The 19122-nt window shown below is 51.3% G+C and carries 20 protein-coding genes; 9 read left to right on the forward strand and 11 right to left on the reverse strand.

Annotation, left to right across the window (positions count from 1 at the left end):
• Positions 1–66: 66 nt before the first annotated feature.
• Positions 67–486 carry a hypothetical protein gene (locus tag ACJJJA_RS04345; RefSeq protein ID WP_444903831.1) on the reverse strand — a complete coding sequence of 140 codons (420 nt, stop codon included), beginning with the start codon at positions 484–486 and terminating at the stop codon, positions 67–69.
• Between the two features lie 133 nt (positions 487–619).
• Here ACJJJA_RS04345 and ACJJJA_RS04350 point away from each other — a divergent pair, with 133 nt between their 5' ends.
• The 5 genes from ACJJJA_RS04350 to ACJJJA_RS04370 all read left to right on the forward strand — a co-directional run bounded on the left by ACJJJA_RS04350 (position 620) and on the right by ACJJJA_RS04370 (position 3784).
• The gene (locus ACJJJA_RS04350; protein WP_444903832.1) at positions 620–1060 is read left to right on the forward strand and encodes a DUF2793 domain-containing protein; all 441 of its coding nucleotides are present in this window, start codon (positions 620–622) and stop codon (positions 1058–1060) included.
• A 205-nt stretch (positions 1061–1265) separates the two neighbouring features.
• Complete coding sequence (locus tag ACJJJA_RS04355) at positions 1266–1721, forward strand: hypothetical protein (protein WP_444903833.1); 456 nt, start codon at positions 1266–1268, stop codon at positions 1719–1721.
• 5 nt (positions 1722–1726) lie between these two features.
• Complete coding sequence (locus ACJJJA_RS04360) at positions 1727–2200, forward strand: hypothetical protein (RefSeq protein WP_444903834.1); 474 nt, start codon at positions 1727–1729, stop codon at positions 2198–2200.
• A gap of 8 nt (positions 2201–2208) precedes the next feature.
• Positions 2209–2721 (forward strand): GmrSD restriction endonuclease domain-containing protein, encoded by a 513-nt coding sequence (locus ACJJJA_RS04365; protein ID WP_444903835.1) that lies wholly within the window; start codon positions 2209–2211, stop codon positions 2719–2721.
• 154 nt (positions 2722–2875) lie between these two features.
• Positions 2876–3784 carry a toll/interleukin-1 receptor domain-containing protein gene (locus ACJJJA_RS04370; RefSeq protein WP_444903836.1) on the forward strand — a complete coding sequence of 303 codons (909 nt, stop codon included), beginning with the start codon at positions 2876–2878 and terminating at the stop codon, positions 3782–3784.
• Positions 3785–3873: 89 nt separating this feature from the next.
• Here ACJJJA_RS04370 and ACJJJA_RS04375 read toward each other — a convergent pair whose 3' ends face one another.
• The gene (locus ACJJJA_RS04375; protein ID WP_444903837.1) at positions 3874–4170 is read right to left on the reverse strand and encodes a helix-turn-helix domain-containing protein; all 297 of its coding nucleotides are present in this window, start codon (positions 4168–4170) and stop codon (positions 3874–3876) included.
• A gap of 241 nt (positions 4171–4411) precedes the next feature.
• Here ACJJJA_RS04375 and ACJJJA_RS04380 point away from each other — a divergent pair, with 241 nt between their 5' ends.
• The 3 genes from ACJJJA_RS04380 (at position 4412) to ACJJJA_RS04390 (ending at position 6379) form a co-directional block, all read left to right on the forward strand.
• Positions 4412–4555, forward strand: a complete 144-nt coding sequence (locus ACJJJA_RS04380) for a hypothetical protein (protein WP_444903838.1) — start codon at positions 4412–4414, stop codon at positions 4553–4555.
• A 183-nt stretch (positions 4556–4738) separates the two neighbouring features.
• Positions 4739–5125 carry a LexA family protein gene (locus tag ACJJJA_RS04385; protein WP_444903839.1) on the forward strand — a complete coding sequence of 129 codons (387 nt, stop codon included), beginning with the start codon at positions 4739–4741 and terminating at the stop codon, positions 5123–5125.
• Positions 5126–6379 carry a Y-family DNA polymerase gene (locus tag ACJJJA_RS04390; protein ID WP_444903840.1) on the forward strand — a complete coding sequence of 418 codons (1254 nt, stop codon included), beginning with the start codon at positions 5126–5128 and terminating at the stop codon, positions 6377–6379.
• Between the two features lie 46 nt (positions 6380–6425).
• Here ACJJJA_RS04390 and ACJJJA_RS04395 read toward each other — a convergent pair whose 3' ends face one another.
• The 3 genes from ACJJJA_RS04395 to ACJJJA_RS04405 all read right to left on the reverse strand — a co-directional run bounded on the left by ACJJJA_RS04395 (position 6426) and on the right by ACJJJA_RS04405 (position 8933).
• The gene (locus ACJJJA_RS04395; RefSeq protein ID WP_444903841.1) at positions 6426–7064 is read right to left on the reverse strand and encodes a DUF4145 domain-containing protein; all 639 of its coding nucleotides are present in this window, start codon (positions 7062–7064) and stop codon (positions 6426–6428) included.
• Positions 7065–7086: 22 nt separating this feature from the next.
• Entirely contained in the window at positions 7087–7656 is a 570-nt protein-coding gene (locus ACJJJA_RS04400; protein WP_444903842.1) for a hypothetical protein, read from the reverse strand.
• Positions 7657–7718: 62 nt separating this feature from the next.
• The gene (locus ACJJJA_RS04405; RefSeq protein ID WP_444903843.1) at positions 7719–8933 is read right to left on the reverse strand and encodes a tyrosine-type recombinase/integrase; all 1215 of its coding nucleotides are present in this window, start codon (positions 8931–8933) and stop codon (positions 7719–7721) included.
• Positions 8934–9483: 550 nt separating this feature from the next.
• Between ACJJJA_RS04405 and ACJJJA_RS04410 the strand changes: the two genes are divergently transcribed.
• Positions 9484–11247, forward strand: a complete 1764-nt coding sequence (locus ACJJJA_RS04410) for an aminopeptidase P family protein (protein WP_444903844.1) — start codon at positions 9484–9486, stop codon at positions 11245–11247.
• Positions 11248–11330: 83 nt separating this feature from the next.
• Here the strand turns inward: ACJJJA_RS04410 and ACJJJA_RS04415 are convergent, their stop codons facing one another.
• The 6 genes from ACJJJA_RS04415 to ACJJJA_RS04440 all read right to left on the reverse strand — a co-directional run bounded on the left by ACJJJA_RS04415 (position 11331) and on the right by ACJJJA_RS04440 (position 18995).
• Complete coding sequence (locus tag ACJJJA_RS04415; RefSeq protein WP_444905225.1) at positions 11331–12002, reverse strand: response regulator; 672 nt, start codon at positions 12000–12002, stop codon at positions 11331–11333.
• A 5-nt stretch (positions 12003–12007) separates the two neighbouring features.
• Positions 12008–13450 (reverse strand): ATP-binding protein, encoded by a 1443-nt coding sequence (locus tag ACJJJA_RS04420; protein WP_444903845.1) that lies wholly within the window; start codon positions 13448–13450, stop codon positions 12008–12010.
• 222 nt (positions 13451–13672) lie between these two features.
• Positions 13673–14233 carry a hypothetical protein gene (locus tag ACJJJA_RS04425; RefSeq protein WP_444903846.1) on the reverse strand — a complete coding sequence of 187 codons (561 nt, stop codon included), beginning with the start codon at positions 14231–14233 and terminating at the stop codon, positions 13673–13675.
• A 29-nt stretch (positions 14234–14262) separates the two neighbouring features.
• Positions 14263–15624, reverse strand: coding sequence for a YHYH protein (locus tag ACJJJA_RS04430; RefSeq protein WP_444903847.1), 1362 nt, complete (start codon positions 15622–15624; stop codon positions 14263–14265).
• A gap of 420 nt (positions 15625–16044) precedes the next feature.
• Positions 16045–17382, reverse strand: coding sequence for a YHYH protein (locus ACJJJA_RS04435; RefSeq protein ID WP_444903848.1), 1338 nt, complete (start codon positions 17380–17382; stop codon positions 16045–16047).
• A 230-nt stretch (positions 17383–17612) separates the two neighbouring features.
• Positions 17613–18995, reverse strand: coding sequence for an MATE family efflux transporter (locus tag ACJJJA_RS04440; RefSeq protein ID WP_252084538.1), 1383 nt, complete (start codon positions 18993–18995; stop codon positions 17613–17615).
• Positions 18996–19122: the final 127 nt, after the last annotated feature.

The following is a 19122-nucleotide window of genomic DNA, read 5'->3' on the forward strand; positions in this document are numbered from 1 at the left end:
AAGAATGAAGACTAATTCTAGTTTTCTGGCTAGGTTTGCAGTTGAGGGTATGGATTGCCCAAAAGTTCACTGTCTAAGTGAAAGAGCCAAAGGAGGTGAAGTGTGGAGTACCAACCGTACATTGAAGTTGATCCTTAAATAAGGGGAGGGAAAGTCTGCGTGAAAGTGACAAGGACAGCCGTAGCGGATATTTTGCAGATGCTCAGCGCTAGCATGACTGCTAGCGAAATCATTGAAGATTTCCCCAGCCTGGGCGAAACCAAAATACGCGCAGTAATCGGATATGCTGCCGATCAACTTCCGAAGGGTGATGGGGGCTAGACTAGCGTCGATTCCTCCAAAGCTGGTAACTGCACCGAGCCGGCACCGGCCAATTTCAGCGCGAACCGCATCGGTGGTCAGCTGGTAATTAACTGGCTCGGTGGCCGCGCCGCCTACGATCAAAGCCAGTTTTTTGCCGGCTACCGGGTAACGGTCAACGGCCAAAGCACAGACACCACAGCAACCACTTTCACCATCCCAGACCCAGGCACCGCCACGATTAAAGTCAGCCAGCTAAACAGTATCACCGGCCCAGGCCTGATGACACAAATCAGCATATAAGCAGGAACCAAACCCCATGAGCAACACACCCAATAACGGTATTCCCTACGCCCAGGAAGGCACCCTAGACCCCGCCGCCAGCCTGAATCAGGCCCTGGACACAACAGACGCACTGCTACAGCTGGAAGTGCAGGCCATACAGAACGATCCTCCAGCGAGCGCCAGCGATGGCGACCGCTACTTAGTGGCTACAGGCACCGATGCCTGGTCCGGCAAAGACGACCAGCTTGCCCGCTATGTGGCAACGCCAGGCTACTGGCAATTTTTCCCGGCAAAAGTCGCCCTAAATAAAGCGGATGGGCTGTTGTATGTAAATGGCAGCAGCGGCTGGCAGATCGCCAACCGCCCGGCGGCACTGCCGCAGATTACAGGTGACACAAGCAGTGATTTGGCCGGGGTGGTGGGGCAGATGTTAGGGGCTTTGGATGGAGTTTATTGGGATAATCAGGTGAGTTAGTGCCATGTCAGTTATCAGGGGGAAAAGCAGAAGAAAATAGAATTTGTTTTGTAAACTGTTGCTGGTGATGCTGGCTTGTAGAACAATATAGCAAACTTGATGCTGTAAAGAAGCCTCTATCTTATTTGTGTGTCAAGTCTTATTTGGAATGCCTGTAATGAGGATTATTTATTCGCAAGCCTCATCATAAGTTAAGGAAGAATGAATGTCAGATGTAAAAGAGGATACTGAAAAGACGAAGACACTTAATGGGGCTCCCGCCCGTGATAGGCCATTTTATGTTGAGGGTACTGTTGAACAGGAGCCTCAAAAATATCTAGGTACCAGGCCTTACGAGCTAGATAAATATGAATTTAGTGTCTTGAAAAAGAAATTTTTTGGGAAAGACGCTTTGCTATCTGGCGTAATTGGGGCAACTGCAGCTTCATTTCTTTTAGTCTTGTCGAAAACTGTTATATCACTCTCTAGAAAGAAAACACCAGAAGTAGAGAGCTATGAGCTGGTCTCTATTTTAATCGGACTGATCATTATCTACATATTGTATAAAAAGTGTTCTCCTGGTAAGGCAGAGGCTGAAAAAATTAATTTGGAGAGGCAAATTGATGAGTGGTTCGTTAAAAATCCTAAACGTGATATTCATGTCACAGTCCCAAAAGGTTGATCTTAATGAAGCCTGATTCACTCCCGACAAATTTTTCACCTTATAGCGAAATTGAAATTGCTCAAAATAGGTTGCTCGGCGGCAAGGCTCTATTTTCATTTAATGAATTCATGCCGCTATTAGTTGGTAAAGGAGCAACGCCAAAAGTTTGGATTTATATCCCAGAAGACAGTACGGGTATGCGCTGGCAGCCCTTAGTTAGAAGTAATCGCTCTCTCCATGAGCTGGTAGAAGTAACCGTTAAAGACAGATCTGTAACCGTAGTTACTCCAGATGGAGTCGTTCTGGAAGTCCAAGAGTCTAACGATTCAAAAGTGGACATTATTCAGCTGAATTTATCGCCTTTTGGGATCAATGTTAAGTTAGAGGGTGATGTCCTAAATGTAATGGGTAGTAGCTTGTCGGGCAATTTGGTTATCGGCTCGGATGTCCTCATCGGTATTGGCAATCGACCTTCTGAAAAATCGCAAAAAGATTAGGATCGCCTATGAGGCTTTTGGCTTATATGCGTTTACTTTCCTTGCTTGCTCTAATGGTCGCACTAAGCGCTTGCTACGAAGTCGAGCCCGAGGCCTACGACCGCCAGCAATGGCTTCCTCGCTGGTCTGATGCCGACGGCGACTGCCAGAACACTCGCCAGGAATTACTGATTCGCCTCTCTCTGGCTCCGGTGATCTTCAGCAATGAAAAAGCTTGCACTGTCGTTTCGGGCTTATGGATGGACCCCTATACCGGTCAGTTTTTCCAGCAGGCCTCGGATTTGGATGTTGAGCATATAGTCCCGCTTTCATGGGCCCACAAGCACGGCGGTGCCAATTGGACCCGTGAACAGCGCCGCGCCTTCGCCGAAGATCCGGCCAACCTGTGGCTAGTGGATGATGGCCACAACCAGAGCAAGGGAGATAAGGGCCCCGATGAGTGGCTGCCTCCTTACCAGCCCGCCCGCGTCATCTATAAGCGACAGTTTGAGATTGTAGCTATCAAGTATGGGCTGATGTGAACTGTTGAGGTTATTTGTCTGTTAGTTCGCAAAAAAAGTAACATTGCATATCTGCGCTGTTTTCCTGGCAGTCACATAGTGGGTTAATGATATTCAGGTAACTGATAAAGCCTGAATAGAGTAGTTCTAGTATCAATACGGAGTTTATTGAACAGTGACAATCTTCATAAGCTATTCTCACGCTGATAAAGATAAAGTTGATTCTTTGGCCACAGCCATGGTCAATAGAAATGCCCAGGTCTGGTTGGACAGGTGGGAACTAAATGTAGGGGACTCATTGATCGAGCGTATCCAGGATGCCCTTACTGAAGCCGATGCCTTGCTTGTAGTTCTATCGAAAGCCTCTGTGCAATCACAGTGGTGTAAAAAAGAGCTTAACTCTGGCCTATTTAGAGAGTTAGAAGAAAAAAGAGTAGTGGTGCTTCCCGTGCTTCTGGAAGATTGTGAAATACCTTTATTTCTACGTGAGAAAATGTATGCAGATTTGAGAAATGATTTTAACTCAGGGATACATGAAATCATGAATGCTGTGGGCAAAGTATCCAACCCTAATCAAAGTCGATTTGATGACGGGGATAATTACATTGATTGGGGTATTGATTGGGGGGAAACCAAGGGCTTATACAACATCAGATTTACAATGCTAGAGTCTTATCTAAGCCAGAGAATGACAGTACTTACTGAAATAGTTGTCATTTGTAATGAGGTGATGTCGGCAAGGCAAAAGCAATTCGAAAACGCTGGGTTGGATTGGGTAGGGAGGATGATGATAGCCGAGCAGCTCTTTAATTATGCCTCAAGAAAAGAGCTTAAAGTCATACTGGATAGTACACTTCCCAAAACAGTCAACGCCACAGACATAGATCCCAAGACCGGTGTTGAATACTCTGTTTTTACTACATGTCGAAAACTTGGCGAAGATAATGGTAAAGATCAATTGGTCAATATCAGTGATAGGCTCAAAGCTATTCGTAAATACCTCCGTGAAACTTCGAGGCCTCCAACATCTGAAGAAAAGGGGCGGATTTTGGAATTTTTGGGGTCTCCTATCTCTAGTGACTAGATACGGTTGTAGTGAGGTGAAACTTTTTTGTTTTGTTTAATTTACTTTTGTATTCTCACACACACTCGATAGATACTCTCAATAGTCCTCTACACATGCAGTTGCCAGTCTTTAGGCAGCTGCGAATAGAGTTTCGCTATTAGCGGGGGAAAGGGAATCTGCGCAAAGTGGTGCAGGTTCTCTGCTCCATATGCCTCTGCTAGGGTTATCCCCACCGCTTCACACCAAGCCGGCAGCAGCTCCGCCGCTATCTTCTGCTTGCCTGTTTCCATTTTCGAAACTTGAGATGGCGCCAGCCCCAGCTGCTTGGCCAACTGTGCGATCGTCATCCCCTTCAATTTCCGTGCGTTGCGCAGGCGTTTGCCCAGTGTCCCGGCCTCCAACATCTAGCCGTATTAGGTACTCCCGTAATAACAAGTTTTCGATTATCGAAAATTCACCGCACTTTGCATTGCTAAATTGGAAATAATCCAGAATATCCGTTTATAAACTGAGAAATAGTTAGTAGTGTCCCGGTGTTTGTCGCCAAAAGCCCGGATAATTCACTAGCGGGCCTTGGCGGAGGTAAGCCACCGGGGCCAGTGCCTGTGGTGGTTAGGATTTGTCGTTCCTACAAGGAGGTAGACCATGCCTTTGACCGCTCATGTTCAACAACTTCACCACGTCAATAACCTATGTGCCGGCCTGGAATGGGTGGCGAGCTGTCCCAATCAGAGCGCGCGCACTGCCTTGCTGCAGCTGATTGGTGAGGAGGTGGAGGAAACCCTGTAGGGCGTTATTTTCGCTGTTGAGGCAAAGGCCGCAGGCACAAGCCTACCGATAGAAGAGGCGGCCTAGCCTGATGTTGGGGCCGCTGCTGAGGGTAGTACCGGCCTCATAGTCATCCATTGCCCTTGCCGGTTGCTACCCTCTAGCAATAAACTGTATGTATATACAGTGTTTAGGGTTTCCAGAATGAAGCTTTCCCCACTCTACGGCCACGGCATTGCCTGTGGCTTTCCCTCTCCCGCCGATGACCACAAGGAGGCGGCTCTCAGCCTGGATGAGCATCTGATCAGCAAGCCGGCGGCGACCTTTATGGCGCGGGCGAATGGGGATTCCATGATGGGGCTTGGCATCTTTGACAAGGATCTATTGATTGTTGATCGCTCGTTAAAGCCTACCCATGGCGATGTGGTGGTGGCCCTGGATGGCCAGCTCACCTGCAAGGTGCTGGACCAGCAGCAGGGGCGGCTGCTCTCTGCCAATGATGACTACGCCCCGATCCCCATTTGGGAAGGGCAGGAATTGATTGTGGAGGGGGTGGTAAAGGCTTCGGTGCGTTACCATCGGCCGCGCTAAATGCTGGTATTGGTGGACTGCAATAGCTGCTACGCCAGCTGCGAGCAGATATTCCGACCGGACCTGCGCGGGCGCCCGGTGGTGGTGCTCTCCAATAACGACGGCTTTGTGGTGGCGCGCTCCAAGGAGGCAAAGCTATTGGGCATTGGCGACCTGGAGCCCTTCTTTAAGGTTCAGCACCTGCTGCGCGCGCATCGGGTGGCCATCTTCTCCAGCAACTACCCCCTTTATGGCGATATCTCCCACCGGGTAATGACCACCCTGCGCGAGTTCAGCCCCAATGTGGAGGTCTACAGCATCGATGAGATGTTTTTGGACCTGCATGGGCTGCAGGAGGATTGGCAGGGCTACGGCCGCAAAATTCGTAACACCCTCTGGCGCAATATCCGAATGCCTGTAGGAGTGGGCATTGCCCCCAGTAAAACCCTGGCCAAGCTCGCCAACCGCGCGGCCAAGAAAATCCCCAAGTGCGATGGCGTCTGTGCATTGGATACGCCAGAGAAATGGCAATGGATGCAGCGCCGCACCGCCGTCAATGATGTGTGGGGTATAGGTCGTCGCCTTACTAAGCGCCTGGCGGATTTCGGCATAGAAACTGCCTACGACCTGGCACAGGCCAACCCGAAAATCCTGCGCCGCCGTATCAATGTGAATATTGAGCGCACTATCGAGGAGCTAAACGGGATTCCCTGTCTGGGCCTGGAGGAAGAGCCCCCAGCGAAGAAACAGATCTATTGCACCCGCTCTTTTGGTGAAAAGCTCACCGAGCTAGCCCCCATACTGCAGGCCGTCACCCTCTACGCTAGCAGGGCCGCAGAGAAACTGCGCGCACAGAAATCGCTGGTAAAGTCGATTCACCTATTCCTGCACACCTCACCCCATGAGCCCAACTATTACAGCCGCAGCGCCGTAGTGCAGACTCCATACCCCACCGATGACACGCGGGTAATCGTGCGGCTGGTGAGAGAAGCCATTGCGGACTTGTACCGCCCCGGCTGCCGCTTTATGAAAGCAGGCGTCGGGCTCATCGAAATTATCCCCCGCGCGCTGGGGCAGGGTGATTTGTTCACCCCAGGGCAGTCGCTCAGGGCAGGGCAGACCATGCAGGCGATGGACAGGGTCAATAAAAAGTTCGGTCGCGGGACTTTGTTTCTTGGGGCAGAAGGTATCCAGAAAAAGTGGAAGATGCGGCAGGCTTTTACTTCGCCTGCCTATACTACCCGGTGGGGGGATTTGCCGAGGGTGGTGACTTGAGTCACTAGCTATTTTATGAAAGTAGGACAAAAGTAGGCCGGTATACTCAACTAGTTTCTTTGGGGGTATCTCGTCTTTCTATAGCCTTCAGGGCTGCTTCTGGGAGGGCTTTATAAAGTTCTGCTATTTTCTTAGGCTGAGATATTTGATTTTCAACAATGAAATTGATCATTTCAAATAGGCTGTGAGCAATATCAGGATTGTCATCAATTAAAATTTCCCCAGGGTGGACTGAATTGTTTCCTACCACACGGCAGTAATCTAGGGCTTGTTGGACCTCAATAGGGAGCCCTTTGTTTACCAGTGAGGCAATATCATTATTGATGTTGTGCCCTTTTTCTCCAAGCTCAACCATCAACTTTTGAACGGCCAACCTTAAAAGAGCCGCAGCAGCCTTTGGTGAGCGAGAAACTATATCTCTAGCTTCTTGGTAGTCTGATATGCATGATTCTGGTAAATCACTATGGTGCGGTGGAACTGGCGCTGCTGAAGGAATGATCATGCTCCCTTTATACCAATAACATGATTTATGGCAATGATTGCAGGATGAGTAGTCAAATCCTATGTTGTGATTGCGGGTCGCTCCATGCTTTATCAAAAATCCCCAGCTTTGACGTGCGTAAACTCCACAGAGAATACAGTGGAATTTTTCTTCTTTATACTCGGGTGGGTAGTATTTGCTCATTTACATTCCGGTGTAATTTTTTTTAAACGGAGAACTTTAATTTACTCTGATCAACGATCCCTGTTACTTGATTATAGTACCTGCTACATACTTTTAGGATATCCTGTCCTTCGAATTCAGGAACTTGACGGTATGCATTTGTGGATAAAAATGGAATGAAATGACGATTACTACTTTCCTTAGGTATATCACTCTTTGTATGGATTTTTATATCCAAATTCTCCCATTTTCCTGACAAGAATGCCTCTTTTAATGCCTCTTTTAATGGCTCAGGTAAGATGCTAATAGCATCAGGTGGAATTACAGCCAAGCCAAGTAAATCTGTTACCAGTGGGGAGTGTTTTTCAGATCTAACCCTAAGCTCATTAGTCGCCTTTAAAAACTCTTTTTCTTTTTCGTCTGGCTTTAAGGATTTGTACCAATCTTCCCAGCCGTTAATTTTCTTGCACTCAGCAGCAAGTACCCAAAGTACACTTCTGCAGGCTGAAATGAAGGCGCTAAGATAAAAATCGAATTCCGATGATGTGTAATTTTCTTCCATTTTTTTTAAGAAAAATTTCGCTTCATCAAGCTTGTGATTAGTTCTTTGCATTTACGCTCCTTGTTGCTTTTCAATTACCATAAATTGGGCATTACGACGACTGGCCACGATTCTCAGCGTGTAAAATTTGTTAGCTCGGTGAGCTTTACCCACCATTTTGTATAGGCTTCGGTTTGCTCTTTCAGATAGTCATAGTGGTCATAGACTTGCCACTGACCTGGCAACTTATGCCCCAACATAATTTCAGCAATATGCGGCTCTGTCAGTTCGGAAAAGTTTGTCCTTGCCGTCTTACGCAAGTCGTGCACCGACCAGTGTTTCATCTCGTAGTCTCTGTGCCGGCGTAGCCACTGCATCAGGTTGTAAGGCAGTGCCAGCGGTGCGCCCTGGCCCATAGGCTTATCGCTGCCGCTATTGTTGAACAGGTGTTTGCTTTCGCCACTCAGCAGAAAAGCCTCTTTCAGCAGGGGCTCAATCTCGGGGGTGATGGGGCGCAGCAGGGGCTTCTTGGTTGACTTGCCCATCTTGTGGTTGGCGGGTGGCACTGTCCAAATGCGCTTTTCAAAATCGAAGTGCTCTTTCTCACTTACACGCAGCTCGCCATTGCGGCAGCCATAGAACAGACACAGCTTGAGGAAAATCTTATTCTTTGGCGCCATGCGCGAGTGCTCCAGGGCCTGCCATATCATGCTGATTTCATCCTGGCTTAGAGAGCGGGTGCCGATGCCTTTCTTGATGCGCAGATCTTCCGTTGCGTTGATATTGGCAATTGGGTTGCTGGTGATCAGTCTGCGCCGTACGCCCCACTTCAGCATTTGCTTGGCATTGGTCAGGATGCGGTCGGCAATGCCGGGGGTGGCCTGTGCCCGTTTCTCTAGAAGGGCCAGCCACTCGTGCAAAGTGACCTCTTCGGCAGGTAGGTGGCCAACGGCTGGGAATACATACAACTGAAAAGAGCGCAGGATTTCATGGTGGCCCTTTTTGTTTTCCTTGCAGTAGGAGTGATACCACTGTAGGAAAAGCTCCTCTAAAGAATCCGCGTTAAGGATCGCCTGCTTTTCTAGCTGCTTAACCACCCTGGGGTCATAGCCCTGTTCCAGCTTGCCTTTCAGGCGCTGGCCTTCGCTTCGGGCGTTCTTCAGGGTCATTAAAGGGTAGGAGCCGAGATCCACACGGGCCGCCTTGCCGTCGTAGCGATAGCGGAGCTGAAAAGTGATTTTCCCCTGCGGCGTAACGCGCACACTGAGACCATCCCGGTCGGCCTTTTCAAAACGCTTCTCTATCTTCTTTCCTGAATTAGCCTTCAGCCAGGCATCCGACAACGCCATAACAACCTCCGTGTGTACATATTTTTTAAGGCTAACAAAAAGGCGATTTGTGTACACGCCTATGTACACATTTTTTGCGGCTGGGGTTGGTTTTGAGTGACTTAGGCTGTCGCGAGTCTAATGCTTGAAAAGTAGTGTTTTGTACGGGTTTTACTGGTTTTTTGTCGTAGGTTGTCAGGCTGTGACGGCGGGGGATTTATAGGGGTGGGAAATAATAGCGAAGGTGCGGCGGCCGGCGTAGCCCGCCAGGGAAGAACTCTGGCCCATATTTTAAGATTCGATCACTCGATATTCGGAATAAAAACAGGTCTGCATTATACACGCCGGCGCTGATACAAGGGTGGGGTATACTGCGAAATTGGCCTCTGAAATTGGGGCATAAAAACCATTTCGGCAGTGTCAATAGGCGGAGCTGCCAGCACTGCTGGCACTCCAGAACATCTTTTTGAATAAATTCGACTTTTCAGTCGAGTCAAGGTCATCACAAAGAACAGTGACTAAGCATGGGGCTGCAGAAGTGGCTCGGGTGCTGGAAAACCATGGGGGAAGTATGAGTCAGGAACGATTACAGCGAGTGCGGGAGGAGTTGCGGCGACAGGGCGTGGAGGCTTTCCTGGTTCCCCGCGCCGATGAGTATCAGAATGAATATGTGCCCGCAGCAGATGAGCGTTTGGCCTGGATTACTGGCTTTACAGGATCTGCGGGCATGGCGGTGATTGGCCTGGATAAAGCTGCTCTTTTTGTTGATGGTCGCTATACCCTGCAAGGCCAGCAGCAATTGGGAGACCTGCCCATAGCCCTGGAGGATCTAAATAGCCGGGTTATTGCCCGTTGGGTGGGTGATCAGCTGCGCTCGGGTCAGTCTCTGGGCTTTGATCCTCGCCTGCATACGGAGCCGGGGTTGGCGCTGTTGAAAGAGTATTTGGCTGAACGAGATATTGCCTTAAAGCCCTTGGAACAGAATCCCATTGATACGATTTGGCTCGACCGGCCAGCATCTCCCTGTGGCCAAGCCTGCCCCCACCCCTATGTGTTTACTGGTGAGCACTCCAGTGAAAAGCGCCAGCGCATCGCCACTCTTCTCGCCGAAAAGCGTGTAGATGCTCTGTGGCTGGCAAATCCCGAGAGCTGTGCCTGGCTGTTCAATATTCGTGGAGACGACATTCCCCATTTACCTGTAGCACTATCCAGTGGAGTGCTCTTCAGAGACGGCAGCGCAATTTTGTATCTGGCCGAACCGGCAGTTGGTGAGGGGCTTTTGGAGCACCTTAATCGGGAAGTGATGGTGGTGACCGAGAAGGGCCAGTTGTTTGAAGGTCTGCGCCGCCGCCACGTGAACAGGATTTGGGTAGACCCCACAATTAGTAACTGTTGGACTCTGCAGCAGCTACGCGCTCTGGATTTGCAATTGCTATTGGAGCGTGACCCTGTGACCCAGGCCAAGGCGTGTAAAAATTCCGTAGAGCTGGCGGGCTCCAGGGCAGCGCATGAGCGCGATGGTGCAGCGCTGTGTGAATTCCTAGCCGAACTGCCCACTGCAGTGGCAGAAGGTTTGGATGAACTGGCTGCGGTGAAGCTGCTTTACAGCAAGCGCCAGCAGCGCGAAGGCTTTCGGGGTAATAGCTTTGAAACTATTTCGGGCTATGGCCCCAATGGTGCCATAGTGCACTACCGGGTGAGCGAGGAGTCGAGCTTGCCGATGGCCCCTGAGGGCATTTTCCTGTGCGACTCGGGCGCTCAATATCCCGATGGCACTACGGATGTAACTCGTACAGTGGCCCTGGGAGAAATTCCTGCACTTGCACGAGAGCACTTTACCCGTGTGCTCAAAGGACATATTGCCATCGCTACCCTACGCTTTCCGCAGGGCACCTGTGGAGAGCAGATCGATGCGATTGCACGTAGATCTCTATGGGATGCCGGCTTGGATTACGCCCACGGAACAGGTCATGGTGTTGGTAGTTTTCTAAGTGTGCACGAAGGGCCACAGCGTATCGGCAAAGCGGTTACCAATACCCCGTTACAGCCCGGTATGATTCTCTCCAATGAACCGGGTTTTTATCTCACCGGTCAATACGGTATTCGTATTGAAAATCTGGTGTTTGTAAAAGAGAGTGTGGATTACCAAGGTTTTTTGCAGTTTGAGGAATTAACGCTGGCGCCGATCGATCGGAGTCTGATTGATACTACACTTCTCACCGCGCAAGAGCTGCAATGGTTGAACTGTTACCACCAGCGTGTGCGGAAGATCATTACGCCTCTGGTGAATGAAAAAACGGCTTCCTGGTTACAGAAAGCCACCGAGGCTTTGTAATTTGATCGCTGGGAGCTCAGCTCCCAGCATCTCTTCTGCGGCTCTATCAAAATACAGAGTACTATGCGTTTACACCGTAATAATTACTGCACCTCAAATTTGTATCCCGCACCGTAAACTGAATGGATTAATTCTTTATCCGGTAGCAAGGCCGCAATTTTCTTGCGCAATTTTTTTATGTGGCTATCGATAGTTCGATCGCTGATTACCCGGTAGTCGGAATAAATACGATCCATGATTTGTTCTCGGGAAAAAATACGGCCCGGCTCACTGTAGAGAAGCTCGAAGAGATGGAACTCCAGGGCCGTTAAGCCCACGTCTTGGCCCCCGATCAACAGTTGACCGGTGTTGCGCTGCAGCTGGATCTCCCCGAGTTTTTGTTGCTCGGAGCTGTGCGTACGACGCAGAACGGCTTTGGCCCGCGCCACGATTTCCCTGGGGCTATAGGGTTTACACACATAGTCGTCCGCTCCAATTTCCAAGCCGCGCAAGCGGTCAGCTTCTTCAATTCTGGCGGTCAGCATAATAATCGGTACGCTGCTGTAGCGGCGGATTGCCGTGCAGATCTCCAATCCGCCTTTCCCCGGTAACATCAGATCGAGCAAAATCAGGTCTGGGGGTTGGGCCTCGACATGGGGGATGACCTCATTGCCATTGGTGAGTATATCGGCCTGATAGCCAGCTGCTTCAAGGTAATCCAGCAGCAAGTTGGCCAGTTCTATTTCATCTTCGACAATTAAAATCCTTGCGCCCATTATTCCTACCATTTGATCCTCTCGCTGAGAGGGAGATAAATACTAATTTCCAGGCCGCCCAGGCGAGACGGGCCAGCGGAAATACTGCCCTCGTGGGCCTGGACAATATTCTGGCAAATCGACAGCCCCAGGCCCGCCCCCCCGGTTTCTCGGCTGCGCGAGACTTCGGTGCGATAGAGACGATCGAAAAGATGAGGCATATCTGCACTGGTGACTCCCGGAGAGGAATCAGCAAAGGTGATAATAGCCGTTTGCGCTTCCGCGCGGGCATGTATTTTAAGTTGGCCACCGCTATCGGTATAACGCAAGCTATTGGTGAGGAGGTTGCCAAACAATTGTTGTAGACGTGCCTCATCAGCGTAAATTAGTTTGTTTTCGGCCAACTCACACTGCAATTGCAAATCGATATTTTTCTCGGCAAAGGCACTGTGAAAATCCTCAACTACCTTGATCAGCAATGGGCCCAATGAGAGGTCGGATTTGCAATAGTTCAAGGCCCCGGCATCGGATAGCGAGAGCTCATAGAGGTCGTTTATCAAGCGGCTGAGCTGGCGAATTTTATCGTGCAAAATATTGAGATTTTCCGGTGTGGCGGTGCGTACACCATCCTGCAGGGCTTCAATTTGCCCTTTGAGTACTGCCAGTGGAGTGCGCAGCTCATGGGAGATATCGGCCATCCAGCGATTGCGTGCGTGCTCGTTGGCCTCTAGGGTTGCCGCCAAGCGGTTGAAGTCTGCACTCAGCTGGCCAAGTTCGTCGCGCCGCTCGATATCAATTCGGGTTTTATAATCTCCCGAAGTGAGGCGGTGGGTGGCTTCGGCCAGGCGTTGGATAGGGCGTACCAGCTGCCAGGCCAGGGGTAGGGCAATGGCTAGGGCAACGAGAAAAGTGGCGATGGAGATCAGCGCAAAAGTGCGGGATAACTCCTGGATAAAACCCTGTTCATAATTATTGGAGAGCTCGGGCGGTGGATTGATAGTGAGGTAGCCAACAGTTTTATCTGCTACTTTAATTGGCTGATAGAGCAATTCTTTTTCCGGTGCTGGTCGACCAATTACGAGTCGCTTTTCACTGTCAAAAAGGCTTAGGCGTGGCCCCAAGCGGTTACCCATAGGCGGGCGATGGCCTGGCCCGAACATGCCTCGCGGTGGCCTGCCATCAGGTGGTGGGGGTGGCGGTAAGCGGTCGAAGCGACGAAAGATTGTTTGTCTGTGCAGGTCAATCCACTCGGAGCCATTCGCTTCTAGAGATTTCCAGCTGCCCTTACGACGGTAAAAGCGTTCCAGTGCCTGGACCAGTCCTTCCACATCGCGCAACTCTTGTGCACGCATATAAGCCTGAAAACCGTGGCTGAAACTCCACTGGAAAAAAATAAACATACCACCGACAGTAATCGCCGTGGTGAGTAAAAAAGCCAGGCTGAGTTTGTTGCGAATATTTAACGACATCTTTCTAGCAGTCCTTCCTACGGACAGTGGGTATGCGGACTCTCCCGTTCCACCATTTTGGGCTTTGCCCGTTCGGATGATTCTCCAAGCGTACACTTACAGCAAAAGGGGAGGCAATCTCAGTGGCCAATTACTTACTGTTTATGACCAAGAATACAAAGCAGTTCAGGTACTTTGCGAAAAATTGCGCTGAATAAATACAGCGGGAAAACCTCCAGCGGCTTACTGGCTAATGTGCGCTAAATCTCGTGGCCTCTTACTTTCTTCTCTCCTTTCACCCTGAGATAAAGGCGATGTGGAAAAATGGTGCAGGACAAAGTTATCTCTGTCGCGCTGAATAAATAGAGTTGCCAAAACCCGCTTGCCCCCGCGACTCCAGGTACTGTGGTCGTGCGCATTGAGAGTCACTGTGATTTGGTTGAAGCCAGGCTTCAGCAGTTTTTTTGGCAGATGCACGTCGGCGGCGTAGAGGCGCTGTATTTTTTCCCCATTGATGTAGAGGTGTGCGTGCCCTTCGAGGAAACGCTGTGGCTTATTGCTGGCGTAGCGGGGGGATTCCAGTTCGAAGCGGTCGTAGCCGATATGTAAATTGAAACCGGACAGGCTATCTCTGCTGATGTCCAGTTCAATTCTCGGTACGGCTATATGCACGGGTATCTCTATGACCGGATGTTGATCGCCGTTGTGGCCGGCGTGGGGGTTGGCTTGGGCGGTCAGTGCGGGGCTGCCCGATACCATCAGACCGAAGAGGGAGCCAATAAGAAAATACCCGATTATTTTCATAGAAAGTTCGCCTTTAATGATGCTCGATATCAGCGCCCAATGGTTGAAGAACACCGGTTTACAATGGTTTGCTCATCCAGTTTTCCGTAAAAGCGTGGTCCAAAAGTGAAGGGGAATGCGGGCACCAATTGGGCGTCATCGCTAAGTGTGACAGTCAAGTGATAATGGTAGCCGCGTTCTTCATCTGTATGGCCGTTGTACTGGTCCAGGTATGCACCACCCTGGGCTAACAGTTCAGGATCCCAGTAATAGTCCTCGTAAAAAAAGCCGGCCGTAGTATCGAATTCGTTACCGGATAGGGAGGTATAACTGCCGTTGGTGGATGGGCCGGTATTGTTGGTATTTGCAACGCCCTTGCTAGTGTCGTATTCGTCAACCAATAGGCATGAGCGCTCGCCGGCGACGCCACAACCGGTTTCTGAGCTGGGATCGTCGTAGTCGCGTATTGCCCAGCTGCTTATTGCCAATTGTTCGTCGCCTTCCCAGGGCCCGTAAATCGGGTAGCCATCGGCGGTATAACCATAAATTGGTGAGTGGGCATCACCTACATCCCCCACCAGATTTGCCAGGCAGTCGCTGTAGAAATGATGATGGTAATCACCGTTGGCGGCATGACCACCACAGACATCCACATCATAGACTTCGGCCAGAGGGGCTAGGGTGTGCCAGGTGTTGTTGACAGACTGGCCGTCGCTCCACTGATAGATAGAGGTGCCATTTACCCAGTAGCCCTGCACGCCAAGGCTAGTTTCACAGTCTTCTGTTGCAGCTTCCGGGGATTTGGGGATGTAGCCCTGATGCGAGACATTCTCCGGGCAGACGGGGCCGGGGGGCCAAAAGCCATAGCCTGCTTCGGCACCACAGGAGGCGTTGCTGCGATAACCGATATTCTGACCAAAACTGATGAAGTCACCCACTTGCACATTGGGGCTGCCGTTTAGGAAATCACTGTTAACCTTGGGGCGGGTGAGCAGGGCACTGAGGATATTTTCGGTGATCAGAATTTCGTAGTCGGGAATTCCGCTCGCGGATACCCGGGTGTATTCCTTGCCGCTTACAGTAATGGATTCAACACTCTGCACATTGACCAGAACTTGCTCATTACTGTTGTTCTCGTAGATATAGGGCGCGCGCTCTCCGGTGGTATTGACGACCCAGACCCCGGTGTCTTCCGTACTGCTGTCGGCTCCTCCAGTGTCTTCGTCCCCACTGCTGTCATCACCGCTGTCGCTGCCGGTTGAGGAGTCACTGCCCTCGCTGCTGATTTCTGTATCAGAGGAAGAACCCCCTCCGCCACCGCATCCCTGTAAGGCACCGGTGATCAGTGTAAGGGCGATGGCGCAGGATAAAAGCGAGCGCTGGTCCGGGAGGAGCATTTCTATTCTTTTCATGGGTAACCCTGACATCAAAGGAGAAGCCACCTGAAAGTACTGAAGAAAAGAGGACAAAATATGGACAATATGCAGACTTGCGCAGCTGGTTTTCCCGATGAGAAATGCCTTTCACTATTGCGCTAAAACAGACCATTGCGTGAAAGCGTCTATGTCTGCAAAAACCTTTCTCCCCAATGGGTATGGGGAAGCCATTCATTCCCCCTCTGCCGATTTTTTAACGCGATGAAAAAAATATGATGCCGCTCTCTGGCAGAGATCGGCACTGTTAAATTTTGCAAAGTTTGCCTTGGGGAATAGTCTTCAAGCGTAGTGACAGTTGTGCGGGTGAGATTGCCACCACGCTGTGGGGGAATCCCGCAGCGCGGTTTAATTGCAGCAGCGCTTAAAAATAAATGCAAAACCTTAAGGTGTTTCGGCTTACCTTGGTGGGGGTCCCGGCGGAGTACCGCCCCCGACCTCATCGGAACAGACACTGACGATCGTCTGGCTATCCAGCTTACCGTAGAAGCGCGGCCCGAAGGTATAGGGAAAGGCCGGAATAAGCTGCCCGTCTTCGGCCTGGGTCACGGTGAGGTGATAGTGGTAACCGCGTTCACTATCGCTGTGACCGTTGTATTGATCCAGATGGGCACCGCCGAGCGCAGTAAGGACGCTGTCCCAATAATAATCCTCATAGAAAAAACCAGACCTGGTAATAAACGTATTGCCCGATAGAGAAGTGAAAACATCACTGGTGCTGGGACCTCTATTGTTTAGTACTTCAGTGCCTTTAGTGAAATCGTACTCATCGATCAACAAGCAGCTGCGCTCCCCGGCTATGCCGCAACCACTCGGTGCGCTGGGGTCGTCGTAATTGCGAATGGCCCAGCTGCTTATGGCCAGCTCTCCATCGGCTTCCCAGGGGCCGTAGATGGGATAGCCATCGGCGGTAAAGCCGTAAATCGGGGAGTGAGTACCGCCTGAGTCCCCAACCAGATCCGCCAGGCAGCCGCTGTAAAAATGGTGATGGTAATCCCCCCTAGCCGCATGGCCTCCGCAGATATCTACATCGTACTTTTCTGCCACCGGTGCCAAGGTGTGCCAAGTGCCATCCACTACCTGGCCATCGCTCCACTGATAGATGGAAGTGCCGTTGACCCAGTAGCCCTGTGCTCCAAGCCCGCTTTCACAGCTTTCATCGGACATTTCTGGTGCCAGTGGGAAGTAGCCTTGATGAGAGACGTTCTCAGGGCATACGGGACCGGGAGGCCAGTAGCCGTATCCCGCATTCGTAGCACAACTCTGCGTGTTACTGCGGTAGCCGATATCCTGGCCAAAGCTGACGACATCGCCAACCTGCACAATGGGGCTACCGCTGACGAAATCAGTGGCGGCCTTGGGGCGATTGATCAGCCAATCGTATAGGTTGTCAGTGATTTCGGTTTCGTAATCGGGGATGCCTGTCGCCGTTATCAGAGAGTAATCTTTGCCGTCCACCATGACTGACTCCACACTCTGGATGTTCACCAATACCTGTTCGTTGCTATCGCTTTCGTAGATATAGGGTGCGCGGACGCCAGTGGTGTTCAGAATCCAGGGCTCGTGGTTCCCGTTGTCACCGCCGCCGTTATCTCCGGGATCATCTTTTGGAGGGGTATCGGGGTCGTCCTGATCGCAGCCCATTAGGCTTGTTGAAACCAGGGTCGAGAGCAGAGCTGACAGGACTGTGTTGCGCCACAGTTGCCAGCGAAGCGGTGCACTTTCCTTTTCTTGCATAAATCACCGTCCTTGCTGCGGAGTAAGTAGGCGTGACCAGACTCTGGGTTCGGCTACGGCTGAAACTAACGTGCAAAGTGGGAAGTAATATGCAAGCTCACTAATGTGGCGGATAATTCATTATGAAGGCGGCAGAGTGAAATACAGCGCTGTAAAGTTGAACAAGAGGCAGCCTCATGGACGGGAGAGTTGCGCAATGAGGCTGTCGCTTGTGTTTTCCTGAACTGAAATTAACTGGCCGATAGGGGTTCTGTTGTGTCGACTTCCGCACTGCGCTTGCTGGTATCGTGGCGCAGCCACCACCAGGATAGGGCGCCGAGCAACAGGTTGGATGCGGCGGTAGCGGCAAACAATCCGGTCATGCCCCAGAAATAGTTGCCGACCCACGCTAGGGGGAGATAGATACCGAGTACCCGCAGGAACGAGATCATGGTTGCAGGCAATGGCCGACCCAGGCCGTTGAAGGCGGCATTGGCCGACATTACAAAACCGTAACCGGCATAGCTGAACGGCACCAGGCTCAGGTAGGCGACAGCCACGGCGATAACTTCTGGGGAGTCGCTGAACAAGCGCACTACTGGCTCGCCGATCAAATAAAGCAACACCGCCAACCCCGTCCCCAGTATCAGGCAGAAGCGCGCCAGTACACTGACGGTTTCCCGCAGCCGGTCGGTGTTGCCGGCCCCGGCGTTTTGTCCCATAAAGGGGCCGACGACTGCAGAAAGTGCATAAAAAATAATCAGGGCGACCGGCTCGATACGCAGGGCCACGCCGAGTCCGGCCACGGCCTCGTCGCCGTGTACGGCCACCAGTGCTACTACAACACCGCCGGCCATGGGGATAATGACATTGGTGAGTACCGCCGGCAGCCCCACGGCGAGGACTTTGCGCCAGGATTCGACTAGGGTACCGAAGTGCCATTGGGGCGCGGCCACAAGATTTTCCCGGCGGATCAAGTAATAGAAGGCGAAGAAGAAACTGATGGCGCGCACGATGACAGTGGCGATCGCTGCGCCCTGTAATTCCAGCCGGGGAAACCCTAGCAGGCCAAAAATTAGAATAGGATCGAGGATCACATTGAACAGGGCCACCCCCACCATGATTCGACCGGTCAGCGCGCTGTTGCCGATTGCGCGCAGAGCCGAAAGGGCAATGGTGGGGACTATCACGAAGATGGTGCCGATGTACCAGGGCACCATGTAGTCCTCAATCAGTGGCATCAGCTCTTCGCTGGCACCGAGCAGGGAAAACAGGGGGCGAATGCTCAACAGGCCGGCGACAGTAATCAGCAGAGAAATGAGGAGCGCCAATACCGAGGCGTCTGTTACTAATCTGCGCACATTCCCTACATCTCCAGCACCGTAGGCACGGGCTACGGCGGAGGAGGTGCCGGCGCCGAGACCAATGGAGAAACTGTTGATGACCATCACAACCGGGAAGGTGAAGCTCATAGCCGCTAGAGGGGCACTGCCCAGCTGTGAGACAAAATAGGTATCCACGATATTGAAGGACATTACCGCGAGGATACCCCACACCATGGGCAGAGCCAGTCTCTGCAGGTGGCCGGAAACCGAGCCTTCTAGGAGTGAGGGACTGCTTTTAGATAGCGACATTCGATAACTCTTTCCAACAAATCGGTTGTTTGGGCAGATTTTCTGATACTGCTCAGGCAATGAAGATATGGTTCGGCAGCATCCCCTGCGGAAAACTGCGTGGGATGGCACGGCGAGAAATTTGGGC

This window comes from Microbulbifer mixtoriginis (SeqCode) (genome assembly GCF_052466865.1).

Bases quoted from the DNA above. Each gene is read 5' to 3' on its own strand.
- ACJJJA_RS04430 (WP_444903847.1), bottom strand. From the start codon at position 15,624: ATGAAAAGAATAGAAATGCTCCTCCCGGACCAGCGCTCGCTTTTATCC.
- ACJJJA_RS04350 (WP_444903832.1), top strand. From the start codon at position 620: ATGAGCAACACACCCAATAACGGTATTCCCTACGCCCAGGAAGGCACC.
- ACJJJA_RS04355 (WP_444903833.1), top strand. From the start codon at position 1,266: ATGTCAGATGTAAAAGAGGATACTGAAAAGACGAAGACACTTAATGGG.
- ACJJJA_RS04395 (WP_444903841.1), bottom strand. From the start codon at position 7,064: ATGAGCAAATACTACCCACCCGAGTATAAAGAAGAAAAATTCCACTGT.
- ACJJJA_RS04380 (WP_444903838.1), top strand. From the start codon at position 4,412: ATGCCTTTGACCGCTCATGTTCAACAACTTCACCACGTCAATAACCTA.
- ACJJJA_RS04360 (WP_444903834.1), top strand. From the start codon at position 1,727: ATGAAGCCTGATTCACTCCCGACAAATTTTTCACCTTATAGCGAAATT.
- ACJJJA_RS04435 (WP_444903848.1), bottom strand. From the start codon at position 17,382: ATGCAAGAAAAGGAAAGTGCACCGCTTCGCTGGCAACTGTGGCGCAAC.
- ACJJJA_RS04425 (WP_444903846.1), bottom strand. From the start codon at position 14,233: ATGAAAATAATCGGGTATTTTCTTATTGGCTCCCTCTTCGGTCTGATG.
- ACJJJA_RS04420 (WP_444903845.1), bottom strand. From the start codon at position 13,450: ATGTCGTTAAATATTCGCAACAAACTCAGCCTGGCTTTTTTACTCACC.
- ACJJJA_RS04400 (WP_444903842.1), bottom strand. From the start codon at position 7,656: ATGCAAAGAACTAATCACAAGCTTGATGAAGCGAAATTTTTCTTAAAA.
- ACJJJA_RS04410 (WP_444903844.1), top strand. From the start codon at position 9,484: ATGAGTCAGGAACGATTACAGCGAGTGCGGGAGGAGTTGCGGCGACAG.
- ACJJJA_RS04365 (WP_444903835.1), top strand. From the start codon at position 2,209: ATGAGGCTTTTGGCTTATATGCGTTTACTTTCCTTGCTTGCTCTAATG.
- ACJJJA_RS04375 (WP_444903837.1), bottom strand. From the start codon at position 4,170: ATGTTGGAGGCCGGGACACTGGGCAAACGCCTGCGCAACGCACGGAAA.
- ACJJJA_RS04385 (WP_444903839.1), top strand. From the start codon at position 4,739: ATGAAGCTTTCCCCACTCTACGGCCACGGCATTGCCTGTGGCTTTCCC.
- ACJJJA_RS04405 (WP_444903843.1), bottom strand. From the start codon at position 8,933: ATGGCGTTGTCGGATGCCTGGCTGAAGGCTAATTCAGGAAAGAAGATA.
- ACJJJA_RS04390 (WP_444903840.1), top strand. From the start codon at position 5,126: ATGCTGGTATTGGTGGACTGCAATAGCTGCTACGCCAGCTGCGAGCAG.
- ACJJJA_RS04415 (WP_444905225.1), bottom strand. From the start codon at position 12,002: ATGGGCGCAAGGATTTTAATTGTCGAAGATGAAATAGAACTGGCCAAC.
- ACJJJA_RS04440 (WP_252084538.1), bottom strand. From the start codon at position 18,995: ATGTCGCTATCTAAAAGCAGTCCCTCACTCCTAGAAGGCTCGGTTTCC.